General features: G+C 31.1%; 14 protein-coding genes. 8 read left to right on the top strand and 6 right to left on the bottom strand.

The genetic code is table 11. The annotated features are described in order from the left end of the window. The first annotated feature begins 212 nt into the window (after positions 1-212). From ACVC2P_RS15975 to ACVC2P_RS15965, 3 genes are all read left to right on the top strand, one after another. The gene (locus ACVC2P_RS15975) at positions 213-800 is read left to right on the top strand and encodes a HupE/UreJ family protein (RefSeq protein ID WP_452599455.1); all 588 of its coding nucleotides are present in this window, start codon (positions 213-215) and stop codon (positions 798-800) included. 192 nt (positions 801-992) lie between these two features. Further along, positions 993-1424 (top strand): deoxycytidylate deaminase, encoded by a 432-nt coding sequence (locus ACVC2P_RS15970; RefSeq protein ID WP_452599454.1) that lies wholly within the window; start codon positions 993-995, stop codon positions 1422-1424. Further along, positions 1424-3016: a S41 family peptidase gene (locus tag ACVC2P_RS15965; RefSeq protein WP_452599453.1), complete on the top strand. Its 1593-nt coding sequence runs from the start codon at positions 1424-1426 to the stop codon at positions 3014-3016. The genes ACVC2P_RS15970 and ACVC2P_RS15965 overlap by 1 nt, the downstream gene beginning before the upstream one ends. A gap of 4 nt (positions 3017-3020) precedes the next feature. Here ACVC2P_RS15965 and ACVC2P_RS15960 read toward each other — a convergent pair whose 3' ends face one another. The 3 genes from ACVC2P_RS15960 to ACVC2P_RS15950 are packed head-to-tail and all read right to left on the bottom strand — an operon-like array spanning position 3021 to position 4453. Beyond that, the gene (locus ACVC2P_RS15960) at positions 3021-3623 is read right to left on the bottom strand and encodes an FAD-dependent oxidoreductase (protein ID WP_452599452.1); all 603 of its coding nucleotides are present in this window, start codon (positions 3621-3623) and stop codon (positions 3021-3023) included. Further along, complete coding sequence (locus tag ACVC2P_RS15955) at positions 3620-3820, bottom strand: hypothetical protein (protein ID WP_452599451.1); 201 nt, start codon at positions 3818-3820, stop codon at positions 3620-3622. Before ACVC2P_RS15955 ends, ACVC2P_RS15960 begins: the two co-directional genes overlap by 4 nt. 48 nt (positions 3821-3868) lie before the next feature. After that, positions 3869-4453: a MarC family protein gene (locus ACVC2P_RS15950; RefSeq protein ID WP_452599450.1), complete on the bottom strand. Its 585-nt coding sequence runs from the start codon at positions 4451-4453 to the stop codon at positions 3869-3871. A gap of 163 nt (positions 4454-4616) precedes the next feature. Here ACVC2P_RS15950 and ACVC2P_RS15945 point away from each other — a divergent pair, with 163 nt between their 5' ends. The 4 genes from ACVC2P_RS15945 (at position 4617) to ACVC2P_RS15930 (ending at position 9857) form a co-directional block, all read left to right on the top strand. Further along, positions 4617-5189, top strand: coding sequence for a DUF3109 family protein (locus ACVC2P_RS15945; protein ID WP_452599449.1), 573 nt, complete (start codon positions 4617-4619; stop codon positions 5187-5189). A gap of 365 nt (positions 5190-5554) precedes the next feature. Then, the gene (locus tag ACVC2P_RS15940) at positions 5555-6535 is read left to right on the top strand and encodes a ribonucleotide-diphosphate reductase subunit beta (RefSeq protein ID WP_452599448.1); all 981 of its coding nucleotides are present in this window, start codon (positions 5555-5557) and stop codon (positions 6533-6535) included. Positions 6536-6769: 234 nt separating this feature from the next. Continuing rightward, positions 6770-9238 carry a ribonucleoside-diphosphate reductase subunit alpha gene (locus ACVC2P_RS15935; protein ID WP_452599447.1) on the top strand — a complete coding sequence of 823 codons (2469 nt, stop codon included), beginning with the start codon at positions 6770-6772 and terminating at the stop codon, positions 9236-9238. Positions 9239-9332: 94 nt separating this feature from the next. After that, a complete protein-coding gene (locus ACVC2P_RS15930) occupies positions 9333-9857 on the top strand; it encodes an RDD family protein (protein ID WP_452599446.1) in 525 nt (174 codons plus the stop codon). A gap of 76 nt (positions 9858-9933) precedes the next feature. On the opposite strand, the gene ACVC2P_RS15925 is transcribed toward ACVC2P_RS15930, so the two are convergent. Both ACVC2P_RS15925 and ACVC2P_RS15920 read right to left on the bottom strand, forming a co-directional pair. Beyond that, positions 9934-10788: an OmpA/MotB family protein gene (locus ACVC2P_RS15925; RefSeq protein ID WP_452599445.1), complete on the bottom strand. Its 855-nt coding sequence runs from the start codon at positions 10786-10788 to the stop codon at positions 9934-9936. Positions 10789-10956: 168 nt separating this feature from the next. Next, positions 10957-13251, bottom strand: a complete 2295-nt coding sequence (locus tag ACVC2P_RS15920) for an inorganic phosphate transporter (protein WP_452599444.1) — start codon at positions 13249-13251, stop codon at positions 10957-10959. A gap of 295 nt (positions 13252-13546) precedes the next feature. Here ACVC2P_RS15920 and ACVC2P_RS15915 point away from each other — a divergent pair, with 295 nt between their 5' ends. After that, on the top strand, positions 13547-13903 hold the full coding sequence (locus ACVC2P_RS15915) for a toxin-antitoxin system YwqK family antitoxin (RefSeq protein WP_452599443.1): 357 nt from the start codon (positions 13547-13549) through the stop codon (positions 13901-13903). A 71-nt stretch (positions 13904-13974) separates the two neighbouring features. Here the strand turns inward: ACVC2P_RS15915 and ACVC2P_RS15910 are convergent, their stop codons facing one another. Next, complete coding sequence (locus ACVC2P_RS15910) at positions 13975-16824, bottom strand: TonB-dependent receptor domain-containing protein (RefSeq protein ID WP_452599442.1); 2850 nt, start codon at positions 16822-16824, stop codon at positions 13975-13977. Between the last annotated feature and the right edge of the window lie 71 nt (positions 16825-16895).

The raw sequence follows: 16895 nt of genomic DNA, 5'->3' as shown, positions 1-16895 counted from the left end.
TTTTGAATACAGTTACAGTCTTAAAGATAAAGGATATATAATAAAATGTTATAATATACCATGTCAGTTTTAAATACATATAATATTGAGTCTGTTTTTTCTAAAAAAACATAAGATTATTATTTGTTGTAGATCATAGTTTCTATGTGCTAAATACTAGCAATAATATTCTATTTTTAATGTATATTTGAGTCACTCTAAACTCAATATTTATGTTAGAAGAACTTTGGTTTAATATACAATACGGCATTAATCACGTTTTAGATATTAATGCGTACGATCATGTCCTGTTTTTAATAGTGTTAACAGTGCCTTATTTGTTTAAAGACTGGAAACGCGTATTTTTATTAGTTACACTCTTTACGGTTGGGCACACATTGTCTTTAATTTTAGCAACATACGGAGCAGTAAAAGTATCGGCAAGTATTGTAGAGTTTTTAATACCAGTAACTATACTTGTTGTCGCTTTATTTAATGTATTTACAGCAGGCAAAGGGGCGCAAAAAGAAAAAGTAGGAGTATTGTTTTTCTCTACACTGTTTTTTGGTTTGGTACATGGTTTAGGTTTTGCAAGAGAACTATCTATTCTAGTTGGTAAAAACGATAATAAAATAGTAACACTTCTTGAATTTGCTTTAGGAATAGAGATTGCACAAATAATTATTGTTTTTATAGTTCTGTTTTTAGGATATTTAACGCAGACAGTTTTTAGATTCTCTAAAAGAGATTGGATTATGGTTGTATCAGCTATAGTTGTAGGATTGGTAATCCCTATGCTATTAAATAGAAATATATTTTAACAATAACATAAAGTTTTCATAAATCTTCAATATTTAAATTGTAATTAAAATACAATCAACTTATCTTCGTTATATTAGTTTATAAGCGTACAACTTTAGTTTTTAATGAACTAAAAAGTTTTAATGGGGCTGTAAAATAGAAAATTCCCTGTTTTTAGTACGTACTTACAATGTTAACGATAGTTTTTATACATGCCAAAACATAAACAACACAGATACGATAAAGCATACTTGCGAATAGCTGAAGAATGGGGGAAACTATCCTTTTGTAAAAGAAGACAAGTAGGAGCATTAATTGTTAAAGATAGAATGATAATATCTGATGGATTTAATGGCACTCCAACAGGGTTTGAAAACTTTTGTGAAGACGATGAGGGGTATACAAAATGGTATGTGTTGCATGCAGAAGCAAATGCAATATTAAAAGTGGCTTCATCTACACAATCCTGTAAAGGAGCAACATTGTATATTACTATGTCTCCATGTAAAGAGTGTAGTAAGCTAATACATCAAGCAGGTATTGTTAGAGTTGTTTATAAAGAAGGATACAAGGATGATTCTGGACTTAAATTTTTAGATAAAGCAGGAATAATAATAGAACAAATAGAAGATTCTAGAGCGTAATGAATACATATAAAAAATACTTCCCACTTATTATAGGTGCTGCAATAGCGGTTGGTATTTTTATTGGTGGAACACTAAACTTTAATGATAGCTCAGACCGGTTATTTACATCTAATAGTAAAAAAGACAAATTAAATAGACTTATAGATTACATAGACTACGAGTATGTAGATGAGATTAATACAGATAGCATTGTAGATGTTACAGTTAATGGTATTTTAGAGAATTTAGATCCGCATTCTGTATACATTCCAAAAGAAGAAATGGAAAGTGTAACAGAAAATATGAAAGGAGATTTTGTAGGCATTGGCGTAAGTTTTTACCCCTACAACGACTCTATTGCTGTAATACGGGCTATAGAAGGAGGGCCTAGCGCAAAAGCAGGTATAAAAGGAGGAGATAGAATTGTTTTCGCAAATGGAGATACATTGTACGGAAGAGATGGAGCAAATGGAGATTTGGTAAAACGATTAAAAGGTCCAATAAATACAGAAGTATTATTAGAAGTTTATAGAAGAGGAGAGCCAGAACTATTAAAGTTTAAAATTAAACGAGATCATATCCCTATTAAAAGTGTAGACGCCTCGTACATGCTAACAAGAACACTAGGTTATATTAAAATAAATAGATTTGCCGAGTCTACATATAAAGAATTTAAGCGAGCACTTAATAATTTGCAAAAAGATGGAGCAACAGAACTAGTGTTAGATTTAAGAGGGAATCCAGGTGGGTTTTTAGGTATCGCTGAACAAATCGTAGATGAGTTTTTAGAAGACGATAAATTAATTTTATTTACTAAAAATAAACGCGGTAAAATAGAAAAAAGTTTTGCAACTAGACGAGGTGCATTCGAAGACGGACATGTATATGTCTTAATAGATGAAAACTCTGCTTCTGCAAGCGAAATCGTAGCAGGAGCTTTACAAGATAACGATAAAGGAACCATTGTTGGTAGACGATCTTACGGTAAAGGCTTAGTGCAACGCGAAATGAAATTAGGAGATGGAAGTGCAGTGCGTTTAACGGTCTCTAGATATTATACACCGACAGGAAGATCTATACAACGATCTTACAAAAAAGGAAATGCAGATTATTTTGATGACTACTATTCTAGGGTAGATAATGGTGAGTTGCTAGATCCAGAAAAAATTAAAGTTGCAGACTCTTTAAAATTCACAACACCTAAAGGTAAAGTAGTTTATGGAGGAGGAGGTATAATACCAGATGTTTTTGTTGCTTTAGACACAGGAATGCAAAACGAAACCATTACGTTTTTACAACGTAGAGGTTATATAAATAGCTTTGCTTTTGAAGTATTAGAAAAAGATAGAACTGTTTTTAAAGATGAAACTAGGCAAGATTTTATAGATAATTATAAAGTTGAAGATGATGTAGTTGTAGAGTTTCAGGACTATTTAAAAATAAAACGCAGAACAAATATGGTTTTTGTTGCCTATAAAGAAGAAGTTAAGCAATATTTAAAAGCGGCAATAGCAGAGCAACTTTTTGGAGCTGGAGCTTTTGAAGAAGTTATTAATAAAAAAGATGTTATGATTAATGAAGTTATAACCCTAAGTGAAGAAAATAAATAACCTGCTAGGCTTTATCGTGCACTTTGGTGTGTTTTCCATTATTCCATAGTGTTAAAATATCTGTTGCTACATGTGCACCACTACCTGCAGCAATAGAAAACTGACTTCTCCAACCAGCCAAAGTACCAGCAACATATAATCCCTTTTCAATACAGTGATCTGTATTTTTTAGCCAAATTCTATTTTTTTCTATTGCAGCTCTAGGATGAGGTTCTATGTAACTTTCAAGCCCTCTTATAGTAATTAAATTTGTATAACCTACAGCTATAACAACATGCTTAGCTAGGTATTCGTTTTTATTAGTTGTTACCTTAAAACCTATAGCCGCTTTTTCTATTTGTAGCGTTTTCTCTTTATCAATTTGTTGTACTTCAGGATATAAGTCTGTTAGTTGCTGCTTACCTTCAATTAAAATATTTTTACCTAGAGTTGCAGGAGCAAAACCTAAAACATTATTTAATAAAGCGTTTTGTAGGTGAGAGGTTTTTTGGTGTGTAATTATAGCTACACACTTGTCTTTGGCATACGGTTTATTTAAGGCAGAGCCTAAAACAAGAGCGCAAGATAGGCCTGCGGCACCACCACCTATAATTAAAGTATCTATCATTTTTTTCTAGATTGTGTTTCTATTTTTTTAGAAACACGTAAAATCTGTAATAAAATAATTCCGCAAAGGGCAGCAAAAATAGTAATTAAGCCTATAATACTTTGCCCTTCAAAAGGAGTGTCCCAATTAATTTTTGTAGCATTATATATAATTAATCCAATAGCTATAATTGTAAAAATGTATGTAAAAAGTTTCATTAGTTTCTATATTTAATTTGTAAACATACTTTAAAGATACTACTATTATTAGGCAAGTAAAACCTTAATATTTTGTGCAAAAAGTTTTACAGCAATAGCTAATAAAATAACTCCAAAAACTTTACGTATAATTTTAATACCGTTTGGACCAATAAAACGCTCAATACGACTAGACGTTTTTAATACTATATAAATAAGGATAACATTTAATATAACAGCTATAATAATATTTTCTATTCTAAATTCAGCACGCAGAGACAACAGGGTTGTTAAACTACCAGGGCCTGCTATTAAAGGAAAAGCTAAAGGGAAAACAGAAGCTGTAATAGAGTTGCCATCCTCATCATCTTTATATAGGGTAATACCTAGAATCATTTCTAAAGCAATAAAAAATAAAATAAAAGCACCAGCAACGGCAAAAGAGTTTACATCTATTCCTATAAGCGACAATAGACTTTGTCCTAGAAAAAGAAAAACAATCATAATAATACCAGCAATAATAGAAGCTTTTTCACTCTGTATGTGTCCAACTTTTTTGCGTAAATCTATAATAATAGGAATGTTTCCTATAATATCTATTACTGCAAAAAGAACCATAAAGGCTGTAATAATTTCTTTAAAATTAAGAAGCATAATTTGCGCGATTTAAATTTTCGGCAAAAATAGTGCTTTAGAATTATATAGTGTATTAAACTAACGTAAAGTTTAATTAAAACACCTAAACAATTATAAGTTGTTTTAAAGGTGATATTTTTTGTAGTAATACTATATTTGTATTCTATTAGAATTAGTATTTATGTTTCAATTAGGAAAAACAATTGTTTCAGAAGAAATTATCGAAAACGATTTTATGTGCAACCTTTCAGCATGTAAAGGCGCTTGCTGTGTAGATGGAGATGCTGGAGCGCCATTAACAAAAGAAGAAACACAAATACTTGAAGATATTTACCCAGAAGTAAAGCCGTTTTTACGCAAAGAAGGTATAAAAGCAATAGAAGAGCAAGGCACATTTATTACAAGTCATTTTGGAGAATTGGAAACCCCTTTAATAGATGGTGCAGATTGTGCTTATGTTATCTTTGATGAAAAAAAAACTGCACTTTGTGGAATAGAAGAAGCATATAATCAAGGTGTCGTTTCTTGGAAAAAACCAATCTCATGTCACCTATATCCAATTAGAGTAAAAGAATATAGTGAGTTTTCTGCTGTTAATTACGACAAATGGAGCATCTGTAGTGATGCCTGTACATTAGGTAAAGAGTTACAAATTCCTATATACAAATTTGTAAAAGAAGCACTCATTAGAAAATTTGGAGAAGATTGGTATAATGAATTAGAGAAGGTAGCAGAGCAAAAACTAAATCAATAAAAACTAATTCACTTTTTTTAGTATAACTACGTTAAGCTGTTTAACAAGTTGTATAAATATTTTTATTGTAAAGAACTCATGCCTAGCATGCTATATAAGCATATTTTAAAGTGTTAAATTTTGGTATATACAAATTATAGCTTTAAAATTTTTATATGGGCTATAAAATAATTATTAAAAAAAGTAAAACACTTTAAACCTCAATAAAACACGCTAGTAACATCACATTTCAACATTTAGTGTTAAAAACTTTACGAAGTTTTAATAGATATAGGCTTTCAGAATTAGATGTAATTTGCAATCTTTGTTTGTCTCAAAACGAGTTAAAATTTCATTTCATTTTTTCATAAAAATAACACTAAATTATGTCTCAAAGCGTCGAGCCAATTTTACAAGAAAATAAAGATAGATTTGTAATATTCCCTATTCAGCATCATGATATTTGGGAATGGTATAAAAAATCTGAAGCTAGTTTTTGGACAGCAGAAGAGATCGATCTACATCAAGATCTTACAGATTGGAAAAACAAATTAAACGATGACGAGCGTTATTTTATAAAACACATCTTAGCATTTTTCGCAGCTAGTGATGGTATTGTAAATGAAAATTTAGCAGAAAATTTTGTAAACGAAGTACAATATAGTGAGGCAAAATTCTTTTATGGATTTCAAATCATGATGGAAAATATTCATAGTGAAACCTATTCGCTATTAATAGATACCTATGTAAAAGACGAAAAAGAGAAAAACGGTCTATTTAACGCTATAGAAACCTTTCCAGCAATTAAGAAAAAAGCAGATTGGGCTCTTAAATGGATTGAGTCTCCAAGTTTCGCAGAGCGTTTAATAGCATTTGCAGCAGTAGAAGGTATATTCTTTTCTGGAGCATTTTGTTCTATTTTCTGGTTAAAGAAAAGAGGATTAATGCCAGGTTTAACATTCTCTAACGAATTAATTTCTAGAGATGAAGGCGTACACTGTGATTTTGCAGTGCACCTACACGAAAAGCATTTAGTAAATAAAGTGCCAAAAGAAAGAATAAGAGAAATTATAGTAGACGCTTTAAATATTGAAAGAGAATTTATTACAGAGTCTCTTCCAGCAAGTTTAATTGGCATGAACGCCAAATTGATGGAACAATATTTAGAATTTGTAACCGATAGACTTTTAGGAGAACTAGGTTGCGAAAAAGAATATAATACAGCAAACCCTTTCGATTTTATGGATATGATTTCGCTTCAAGGAAAAACAAATTTTTTCGAGAAACGTGTATCCGAATATCAAAAAGCAGGAGTGCTTAACAAAGAAGAAGAAGAAGATAAATTCAGTTTTGATGCTGATTTTTAGATAAATGTGAATCTTCTGCCTAATAATTTAGGTAACCTAACAAAACACCACATTAAATAAAGCTACGTAGCTTCCATTAAATAAATGTGCTAAATGGAAACTGGCTAGCGTAATTAAAATAATTCATTAACTGGAATTATAATTTGCTCCCAAATAGCACGTTATAAATTTAGAATAACCAACTAACCCTTTTTCTGAATGGGCGATTCAGAAAAACTAAAAAAAGTGTAAAGTATGTTTGTAATTAAAAGAGACGGAAGAAAAGAACAAATAATGTTCGACAAAATTACTGCTAGAATTCGTAAACTATGTTATAGTTTAAACGAACTTGTAGACCCATTAAAAGTTGCTATGCGTGTAATTGAAGGATTATATGATGGAGTAACAACTAGTGAGTTAGATAATTTAGCAGCAGAAGTAGCGGCAACAATGACGACTGCTCACCCAGATTATGCACGTTTGGCAGCACGTATATCTGTTTCTAACTTACACAAAAACACAAAGAAAACGTTTAGTGAAGTTATGCAAGATTTGTATACTTACGTAAATCCTAGAACTGGTAAAGAAGCTCCACTTTTAGCAGACGATGTATACAATGTTATTATGGAGAATAAAGATAGATTAGATTCTACAATTATCTATAATAGAGATTTTGGTTACGATTACTTTGGATTTAAAACCTTAGAACGCTCTTACCTTTTAAAATTAAACGGGAAAATAGCCGAAAGACCGCAACACATGTTAATGCGTGTTTCTATAGGAATACATTTAAACGATTTAGATGCAGCCATAGAAACGTACGAATTAATGTCTAAAAAGTATTTTACACACGCTACGCCAACATTATTTAACTCAGGAACACCAAAACCACAAATGTCTTCATGTTTCTTATTAACAATGAAAGAAGACAGTATAGATGGTATATACGATACATTAAAACAAACAGCAAGAATATCGCAATCTGCCGGAGGAATAGGCTTATCTATACACAATATTCGTGCAACAGGAAGTTATATAGCTGGAACAAATGGAACTAGTAATGGTATTGTGCCAATGCTACAAGTATTTAACGATACAGCACGTTATGTAGATCAAGGAGGCGGAAAGCGTAAAGGAAGTTTTGCAATGTATATAGAACCTTGGCATGCAGATATTTTCGATTTCCTAGATCTTAAAAAGAACCACGGAAAAGAAGAAATGCGTGCAAGAGATTTATTTTATGCTATGTGGATGCCAGATTTATTCATGAAGCGTGTACAAGAAGATGGAAATTGGACACTAATGTGCCCTAATGAATGTCCAGGATTGTGCGATGTACATAGTGAAGAATTTGAAGCACTTTATACGGGTTACGAAGCAGCAGGAAAAGGACGTAAAACAATTAAGGCGCGTGAGCTTTGGGAGAAAATATTAGAATCTCAAATAGAAACGGGTACACCATACATGTTGTACAAGGATGCAGCAAACCGTAAATCTAATCAAAAGAATTTAGGAACTATCCGTTCATCAAACCTATGTACAGAGATTATGGAGTACACTTCTCCAGATGAGGTGGCTGTATGTAATTTAGCATCTATTGCATTACCAATGTTTGTTAAAAACGGAGTGTTCGACCATAAAGAGTTATTTAGAATTACAAAACGCGTAACTAAAAACTTAAATAGAGTAATAGATAGAAACTACTATCCAGTAGAAGAAGCTAAAAACTCTAATATGCGCCACAGACCAGTAGGTCTGGGAGTACAAGGATTGGCAGATACATTTATTAAGCTTAGAATGCCTTTTACAAGTGATGAGGCTAAAAAACTAAATAAAGATATTTTTGAAACCTTATACTTTGCAGCTGTTACAGCATCAATGGAAGAAGCTAAAGCAGATGGGCCATACGAAACATATGAGGGCTCTCCAATAAGTAAAGGAGAATTTCAATATAACCTATGGGGAATAAAAGATGAAGAATTAAGCGGACTTTGGAATTGGGATAAATTGCGTAAACAAGTACTTAAACATGGTGTACGTAATTCATTATTAGTCGCACCAATGCCAACAGCATCAACCTCTCAAATTCTAGGAAATAATGAGTGTTTTGAACCTTACACATCTAACATTTATACACGCCGAGTATTATCTGGAGAATTTATTGTTGTAAACAAGCATTTATTAGAAGACTTAGTAGAATTAGGGCTTTGGAATGATGGTTTAAAGAACGAAATAATGAGAGCTAATGGATCTGTTCAAAATGTAGATGTTATACCTCAAGATATAAAAGACCTATACAAAACCGTTTGGGAATTAAGTATGAAAGATATTATAGATATGTCTCGTCAGCGAGGATACTTTATAGATCAATCACAATCTTTAAACTTATTCTTAGAAGGAGCTACTATGGCTAAGTTAACATCAATGCATTTTTATGCTTGGAAAAGTGGCTTAAAAACAGGTATGTATTATTTACGTACTAAGAGTGCGGTAGATGCAATTAAATTTACTGTAGAAAAGTCTAAAAAAACAGAGCCAGTAGCTAAATCTGTAGATGCACAGCAAACTATTGTAGAACAAAAGCAACAAAAAGCAGCTAATACTGCAGCTAAATTTGCAAAAGAAACGATAGATGTAGAGCCAATGAGTCCAGAAGAAATGAAAGCTTTAATAGAGCAAGCAAAAGCAGCAGAAGGAGACGATTGCTTAATGTGTGGATCTTAAGCGAATAGCTTTTTAAAATTAATTTAAGTGTTATAAAAGCATCCTATTTTAGGGTGCTTTTTTCAGAAATACTATTACTAACTAAAATAAAACCATGAATAAAACAAATTTTAAAGTAACCCCAGATTTATATGCTAGTAAAGGGAGCCGTTTTGCTAATTACATTATAGATCTTATTGTAATATTAGCAGTGCTTTTTGGAGGGTTTATGCTTTTTGGATACTTCTATTATTCGTATGCTACAGATACAACAACAATGGATAATTTTTTAAATGAGACTAACGAGATAAATCCATTATTAGATAGGTTAATCACAGGGTTGGTTCTTGCGCTATGCTACTTTATTATGGAAACAGTACTTAAAGGAAAATCTGTAGGTAAATATGTAACAAAGACAAGAGTTGTTATGGAGGATGGTGCTATGCCAAAAACTGGAGATTTAATTAAAAGGAGTTTGTGTAGAATTATACCATTCGATCAGTTTTCTTTTTTAGGAGCACAAGGAAGAGGTTGGCATGATTCTATATCCAATACTTATGTTGTTGATGAGAAACTATTTAATGCCAAGAAAGAGTCAGCTAATAATCTAGATCAAATAGGAAAATATGTAGAAGATTAATAAATTTTACATAAAACTTATAAATAAAAAGCATCCTAAATTTAGGATGCTTTTTGTATATATATATGGACTAATACTAATCTGTTGAAGCCATCAAAGCAAAAAACTTATTAATATTAGGAAGTATTATAATACGTGTACGTCTATTTTTAGAACGCCCTTCTCTAGTGTCGTTATCTGTTAAAGGTTGGTAGCTACTACGGCCAGAAGCAATTAGTTTTTCAGGGGCCACACCATAATCTTTCTGTAGTTTTCTAACCACAGATGTAGCTCTAAGAACACTTAAATCCCAATTATCTGCAATTTTATCTGTATTAATACTTCTAGAATCTGTATGCCCTTCAACCATAACATCTATACTAGGCTCAGAATTAATAACATCTGCTAATTTTTGTAAAATAGTATTAGCTTTAGGATTTAACCTATAACTACCACTGTTAAAAAGCATTTTGTCCGAAATAGAAATCATAACTACAGTTTCATTAATATCTACACTAATGTCTTCGTCTTCATTTAAAGAACTGGTATCTATAGTACGATTTAGGTGATAATCTATAGCTAAATTCATAGAATCTTTTAAAGTTTTAGCTTGATTTAGTACATGCGGGTCTACTTGAGTTAATGTTTCTCGCATTCTTTGTTTAGTAAGGTTAGATGCTAATGTACCGTCTTCTGAGACAGCAAATTTAGTATCATTTTCTAACTTTAAACCCTCAACGTTTTCAGTTAAAGAATTAATTTTTGAATTGTATTGATTAACTCTAGCCTCTATAATAGAAAACTTGTTTTCTAGATCTTCTTTTTCTACTCGAGTTTTGGTAAGTTCATTAGTTAATTCACCTTTTTCTTGCTCTAAAGCCAAGTATTTCTTTTTAGAAACACAAGATGTAAATATTAATAAAGAAACTAATGTCATTGAAATAATTCTCATATAATTTGTTTTTTGGTTTTCTATAAATACGCTGCTATTTTGCTTATAGATGTTTAAAACGCTATTTTAAAGAAATTTTAACAATTAAAGTGAAATGTTTATAGTAATAAAAAAAGCCTAATTATAACAAGTATAATCAGACTTTTATTATAGACTAATTTATTGAGGTTATTCTTCTTCCTTAACTGTGGCAGGAACAACAGCACTATCGTGTTCGTTATAATATTCTTCCAATAAATTCATTGTAGCATTAAGTAAATCTTTAGTTTCTAAAAGTAAACCAAAGTATAATGTCGTGTTTTTAGGACTAGATTCTTCGTTTCTTGTACGCTCTACTTGTCTTGCGATTTTTGAAGTAACTAAATCGAACATTCTTGTTTTGTCATCTAAAATAGTTCCTATTTTCTCAAAAGAGCGAGAATCGAAAGCCTCTTTTATATAATTAAATAAAGTTTCTAAAACCTCATCAACCTCTTTCAATTCCTTTACTTGGCTAAATGTAAGTTTCTTATGGTTATTATTAATATGTTTATGGCTTGCTCTAGAAATGTATTCTAACGATTGGGTCATATCTTGTAAATAACCTAATATGTTAATATAGAAATTACTAGCACCTACACTAGATTCATCTAAATTTTTAATAAAATAGAAAATATTATCTCTTAAATCATCTACTTCTTCAGATAGCTTCACAACTTGTTTCTTATTCTTCTTTAAAGAACTTAAGTTTTGCTTAGCTAAACCATTAATTGCGTTTGTGTAAATTCTATTACCGCGCTTTACTACATTGGCAATGTTAGAAGCGCTTTCATGAATAACACCTTGTACAGAGCTACTTTCTGCATTAGTCAAACTGTCCTCTACTTTAGCTATTTTAGCTTTTTTGTTATGTGCAATATAGTTTCTAACTAATAGTAATATTGCTAATAGTAATAAAACAGGAGTCATTATTTCTACGTTCCAATTTAGTAAAAATGCTATAAAACCAGCAGCAATAAAGGCAATAAGTGCCGTAAAAAACCAACCAGCAATAACATTAATAACCCCAGCAACTCTATATACAGCACTTTCAGCTCCCCATGCGCGATCTGCTAAAGATGTTCCCATTGCAACCATAAATGTCACATAAGTTGTAGATAAAGGTAATTTCATAGACGTTGCTATAGAAATTAACACAGCAGCAACCATTAAATTTACAGAAGCACGAATTAAGTCAAAAGCAGGTGCTTCTTTTTTTTCAGATAATGGAAGTTCTGGTTTTTCAAATTGTTTTTCAATTTTTGCTTGAATAGATTCGGGTAAAATATATGAGGTCATTAGAGAAGCAGACATTGCTAAACGAACAAACCCACGAGATAAAAAGTTAGGTTGAAAACGTTCTTTTGTTTCTGTAGATTGACTTGATAAATCTATAGAAGTTTTAACGACACCTTTAGCCTTACTAGAAAACCATAGTGTTGCAACCATTATCATACCAGCAAAAAATAATAAATAAGATGGGGTTTCAACTTTACCTTCTAAAAAAGACATACTAAATGTATTGGCAGCTTCACCAGAAGCCATCCAGACTTCATAAGATTTAAGAGCGGTAATTGGCACACCTATAAAATTGACTAAGTCATTACCTGCAAAAGCCAAAGCCAACGCAAAAGTTCCAACTATAATAATAACTTTATAAATGTTAGTTTTTAATAGAGCCATTATAACAAATGAAATAAGCGTCCATACCACTAAACTAATACTCACAATTTTTAAAATGTGAGTTTCTAAATAATCTTTTATTTTCATGCCATCTGTGAAAGCAAAAGTTTCGTCTGCATATGGCGTACCTTTAATACCTTTTATAAAGATGAAATAGGTCATAGAAGAAAGCGCTATACCTCCAAATAATGCACCAACCCAATTGGCTTTATTTTGAAAGCTGAAAGACAATAACGCTCTAGTTATCCATTGTACTATTGCGCCAATGGAAAATGCAATAATAACCGAGAGTAATATACCAAGTATGATTTTTGTTGCAGTAGATGTATTAATATAATTTACAATTTCTGTATAATCATTACCCTTATGCCATATTTTTATTAATGCTACTGCAACTGCAGCTCCTAATAATTCAAAAACAATAGATACAGTGGTAGAAGTGGGCATGCCAACAGTATTGAAAAAGTCTAATAACAAAATGTCTGTTATCATTACTGCCATGAAAATTATCATGATCTCACTAAAAACAAATTGATCGGGGTTAAAAATGCCTTTACGGGCAACTTCCATTAAACCACTAGAAAATATGGCTCCAACAGCTACACCAATGCTAGCAACAATCATAATTGTTTTAAAAGAAACAGCTTTAGAACCTATTGCTGAGTTCAAGAAATTTACAGCATCATTACTAACACCAACTACTAAATCTGCAATAGCTAAAAGTGCTAAAGCAATAATCATAAATAAATATAAATTTTCCATTAAAAAAGGCCTAATTAATATAGGCAAATTTCATGTTTTAATTTGTACGCAATGTTAAGTTAATGTTATGTTCTAATGGCATGGAATATTAATTATTGACTAATAGTAGCTTATTTACTCTCATTAAATATGCTGTAATGTTAATATAAGTGGAGTTTTTATAAGTAGGTTAAATGTCTATAAAACAGATGTTTATGAATTCAATGTTAATTTAATGTTACGTAAATATTGTTTAAATGTAAATTTATTGTTATATTTGTTATGCAATCATTAAGTAATAAATAAAAATATATATATGAAGACAATAGTTTCACTTTTAATGTTATTAGCAGTAACACTAACATACGCACAAGAAAAGAATCAGCCTAAATTTGAGAAAAAAGGAAATCAAACAGAAGCTACTTTTTACCATGATAATGGGCAAATTGAGCAACACGGATTTTTTAATAAAGAAAATAAACTACAAGGTATTTGGACAAGTTACGATGTAAAAGGAAATAAAACAGCTGTAGGTTTATACAAAAATGGAATTAAAGTAGGTAAATGGTTTTTTTGGTCAGAAAATTCCCTTAAAGAAATTGACTATGATAATAATGCTATTGCAAGTGTAAGTGAATGGAAAAACAAAAGCACAATTGCTATTAGAGATTAATAACCTACATATTTAAGCATAAAAAAAAGCATCCTTTTTTAGGATGCTTTTTTTTATGCTTAAATATGTTTTTAGAACTTGTAAGTATATCCTAAAGAGATTTCTCTTCCTGGATTTCTTAAAGAAAATGTTCTGTCAGAAGTCCCAAAAGATTCATAAGCACTTTCTCTTTCATCACCTAAAAGGTTTGTGATTTTTAAATCTATGTTAGATTTTTTATCCTCGCCAAACGATTTATTTAAAGTAAAATTAAGGCTATGGAATGGTTGAGTGTAAACATCTGGTACAATACCAGTACCAACAACTTGTAATGCTTTACCTTGTACATTATAGAATAAACCAGTTTGTAGGCCAAAATCACTATTGCTGTAATCGAAACCAAAATTAACTAAGAAAGGAGATTGACCTTGTAAATCTCTTTCTCTTTCAATAGTTTGCCCTTCTCTAGCTGCTAATACTCTTCTATCAAATTCAGCATCGGCCATTTCTAATTTTGACTCTATAACAGAAATGTTTGTAGTAAATTTTAAGTTTTTTAAATCTTCCATTAAAAACCCAAAATTTTGTCTAAACTCTAACTCTACCCCTAAAACTCGTGCATTTCCTAAATTAGACACTGTTAATTGGTCTGGAGAGGCAGGAAAGAATACATTTTCTATAGGATCTTTAAAGTCTTTATAAAAGCCACTTAAAGCTATCATTTGACCTTCTTCTCTAAAGAATTCATAACGTAAATCGAAGTTATTAATATATGAAGGTCTAACGGCATCATAAAAATCATTACCAAAACCATTACCAATAAATGTTCTATTAGTAATTGGGTCAAAAATTTGAATGTTTGAAGCTTCTTTAAAAGAAGGTCTTGCAGTTGTTCTAGAATAAGATGCTCTTAAGTTAGTTTTCTCATTTAAAGCGTAAATTAAGTTTGCAGATGGGAATAAGTCAAATTCATCTAAAATACTTTCACTATTAAATATTTCACTTCCAGATTGGTTTTGTCCTGTATAGTAAGTTTTATACATTTCTGTACGTAAACCAACTACAGCTTTTAAGGCTTCAGAAATATTAAATTCATTAGATATATATAAAGCACCTATGTTTTGTTCTCCTTCATAAGCATTAGAAGGTTGAAATTCCTGACCAAAATTTAAGAATGTACCGTTTTGATTTTCTACTGTCCATAGGTTTTGCGACGCTAGTAAATTATCTGCATTACCATCAGCTACAGTTAAGTTAGTAGAAGTAAATAAAAATTGATCTGTACTAAAATCTCTGTATTTATAACTGAATACTCCTCCAAATTTTACCTTAGCTGGCTTTTCGAATAAGTCGTATTTATTAGAAAAGTCCACTTTACCGACCCAACTTTCTTCTTGTAAGGTTCTCCAAATTCTAATAGGGAAACTAGAGGTACTAGGACTTATTACAAAGTTTCCGCCTTGTGTTTTTTCTAAAGGAGTAATCCTATGATCTTTATCTAAAACTTTTGCAAATGTAGGGGAGAACTTCCATTCAAAATCGAATCCATTTGAGTTTATTTGGTGCTTTCCACTAAATAACATATTTGTAATAGAACGTTCTGTATATAATAAAGCATCTTTTTGTACTTGTTCTAAACCAGCATTACCTCCAGCTTGTGCTAAACTTTGATTAAAGAAACCGGCAGAAGATTCTCCATTTTGAATATGAAGAATATTTGCTTTAAATTTAGATTTTTCGGTTTTATAAGTTAAACCAGCAAGGCCGTTTAAAACAATGCTGTTAATCCCTTCATCTCCATTTGTTAATCTAGTTGCCAAAAGGTCATTATTTGCTGAATTATTCTCATCCTTAGTAAAGTTTCCATCAATTCTATTTTCATAAAAAGTTGTTGTGTTTTTATATGATACAGAAGCCAAGTAACCTAATTTATCATCTCCAATATCAAATTGATTTCCTGCTGTAAAACCAAAATCGTAGTTTATGCCACTATTTTCTCTTTTTGCAGCTAATTCTTTATTAAAAGCGCCAGTTAGTGTAGTTAATAACGTACTGTTTTCAAAATCTCCTGGAATAGGTTGGTATCTATTAATAGGTAAATCACGTTTACCACCATCGTACCCTAAAAAATCTGATTTACTACCAGAATATGATAAGTAATTATCTTTTAAATGCATATCAGAGTTATATCCAGCACCTACAGATATAGAATATTCAGCTTTGGTAGGCAATTCTTTTGTAATGATATCAACAACACCTCCTGTAAAATCTGCGGGATATTCTGCAGCTGCAGATTTAATAACGATAACGTTGTCAATTATGTTTGTAGGGAATATATCCATTTGTATAGTATTCCTGTCTGGATCTAAACCAGGAATGTCAACACCATTTAAAATAGATTTTGTGTAACGGTCTCCTAAGCCTCTTACATAAACGTACTTTCCTCCTTGCACAGAAACTCCAGGAACACTTTTAATAGCACTAGCAGCGTTGCCAGCACCAGATTTTTTAATACTTTGTGCCGATAACCCATCAAGTAAAGTAACCGATTTTTTTTGCAAACTCAGTACTGCACTTTCGGTATTTCTCTTAACAGAAGTTGTAATAACAATTTCTTCTAAAGCATTTTTACTAGCATTTAGTATTACTTCTAACTCAGCAACACCATTATCTTTAATAATAACATCACTAATTTCTTTTGTGGCATAACCTACAAAAGAAAATGAAAGCGTGTAAGTACCAGCATCTAAGTCTAAAGAAAATTTTCCATCGAAATCTGTTGTTGTTCCTTTAGATGTCCCTTTAACAGTGATATTTGCATTTGGCAAAGGGTCATTACCATATTCTCCATCTAATACTGTTCCTACAACTTTGCCTTGGCCATAAGATGAACAGACAAATAGGATACTTAGTAAAGTAAGTATTTTAGTTATTTTTTTCATTTCAAAGTATAAATAGTAAAAAAAAAAGACTGCTCATTCTTTTAATTAAGGAAATGAGCAGTTTATAAATT

The organism is Pontimicrobium sp. MEBiC01747 (genome assembly GCF_053601635.1).
The sequence above is the reverse complement of the archived record's forward strand: the minus strand, read 5'-3'. Positions and strand labels throughout refer to the sequence as shown.

What these genes read in the sequence shown, in the direction of transcription:
- ACVC2P_RS15975 (WP_452599455.1), top strand. Translation starts at nt 213, where the DNA reads ATGTTAGAAGAACTTTGGTTTAATATACAATACGGCATTAATCACGTT.
- ACVC2P_RS15970 (WP_452599454.1), top strand. Translation starts at nt 993, where the DNA reads ATGCCAAAACATAAACAACACAGATACGATAAAGCATACTTGCGAATA.
- ACVC2P_RS15965 (WP_452599453.1), top strand. Translation starts at nt 1,424, where the DNA reads ATGAATACATATAAAAAATACTTCCCACTTATTATAGGTGCTGCAATA.
- ACVC2P_RS15960 (WP_452599452.1), bottom strand. Translation starts at nt 3,623, where the DNA reads ATGATAGATACTTTAATTATAGGTGGTGGTGCCGCAGGCCTATCTTGC.
- ACVC2P_RS15955 (WP_452599451.1), bottom strand. Translation starts at nt 3,820, where the DNA reads ATGAAACTTTTTACATACATTTTTACAATTATAGCTATTGGATTAATT.
- ACVC2P_RS15950 (WP_452599450.1), bottom strand. Translation starts at nt 4,453, where the DNA reads ATGCTTCTTAATTTTAAAGAAATTATTACAGCCTTTATGGTTCTTTTT.
- ACVC2P_RS15945 (WP_452599449.1), top strand. Translation starts at nt 4,617, where the DNA reads ATGTTTCAATTAGGAAAAACAATTGTTTCAGAAGAAATTATCGAAAAC.
- ACVC2P_RS15940 (WP_452599448.1), top strand. Translation starts at nt 5,555, where the DNA reads ATGTCTCAAAGCGTCGAGCCAATTTTACAAGAAAATAAAGATAGATTT.
- ACVC2P_RS15935 (WP_452599447.1), top strand. Translation starts at nt 6,770, where the DNA reads ATGTTTGTAATTAAAAGAGACGGAAGAAAAGAACAAATAATGTTCGAC.
- ACVC2P_RS15930 (WP_452599446.1), top strand. Translation starts at nt 9,333, where the DNA reads ATGAATAAAACAAATTTTAAAGTAACCCCAGATTTATATGCTAGTAAA.
- ACVC2P_RS15925 (WP_452599445.1), bottom strand. Translation starts at nt 10,788, where the DNA reads ATGAGAATTATTTCAATGACATTAGTTTCTTTATTAATATTTACATCT.
- ACVC2P_RS15920 (WP_452599444.1), bottom strand. Translation starts at nt 13,251, where the DNA reads ATGGAAAATTTATATTTATTTATGATTATTGCTTTAGCACTTTTAGCT.
- ACVC2P_RS15915 (WP_452599443.1), top strand. Translation starts at nt 13,547, where the DNA reads ATGAAGACAATAGTTTCACTTTTAATGTTATTAGCAGTAACACTAACA.
- ACVC2P_RS15910 (WP_452599442.1), bottom strand. Translation starts at nt 16,824, where the DNA reads ATGAAAAAAATAACTAAAATACTTACTTTACTAAGTATCCTATTTGTC.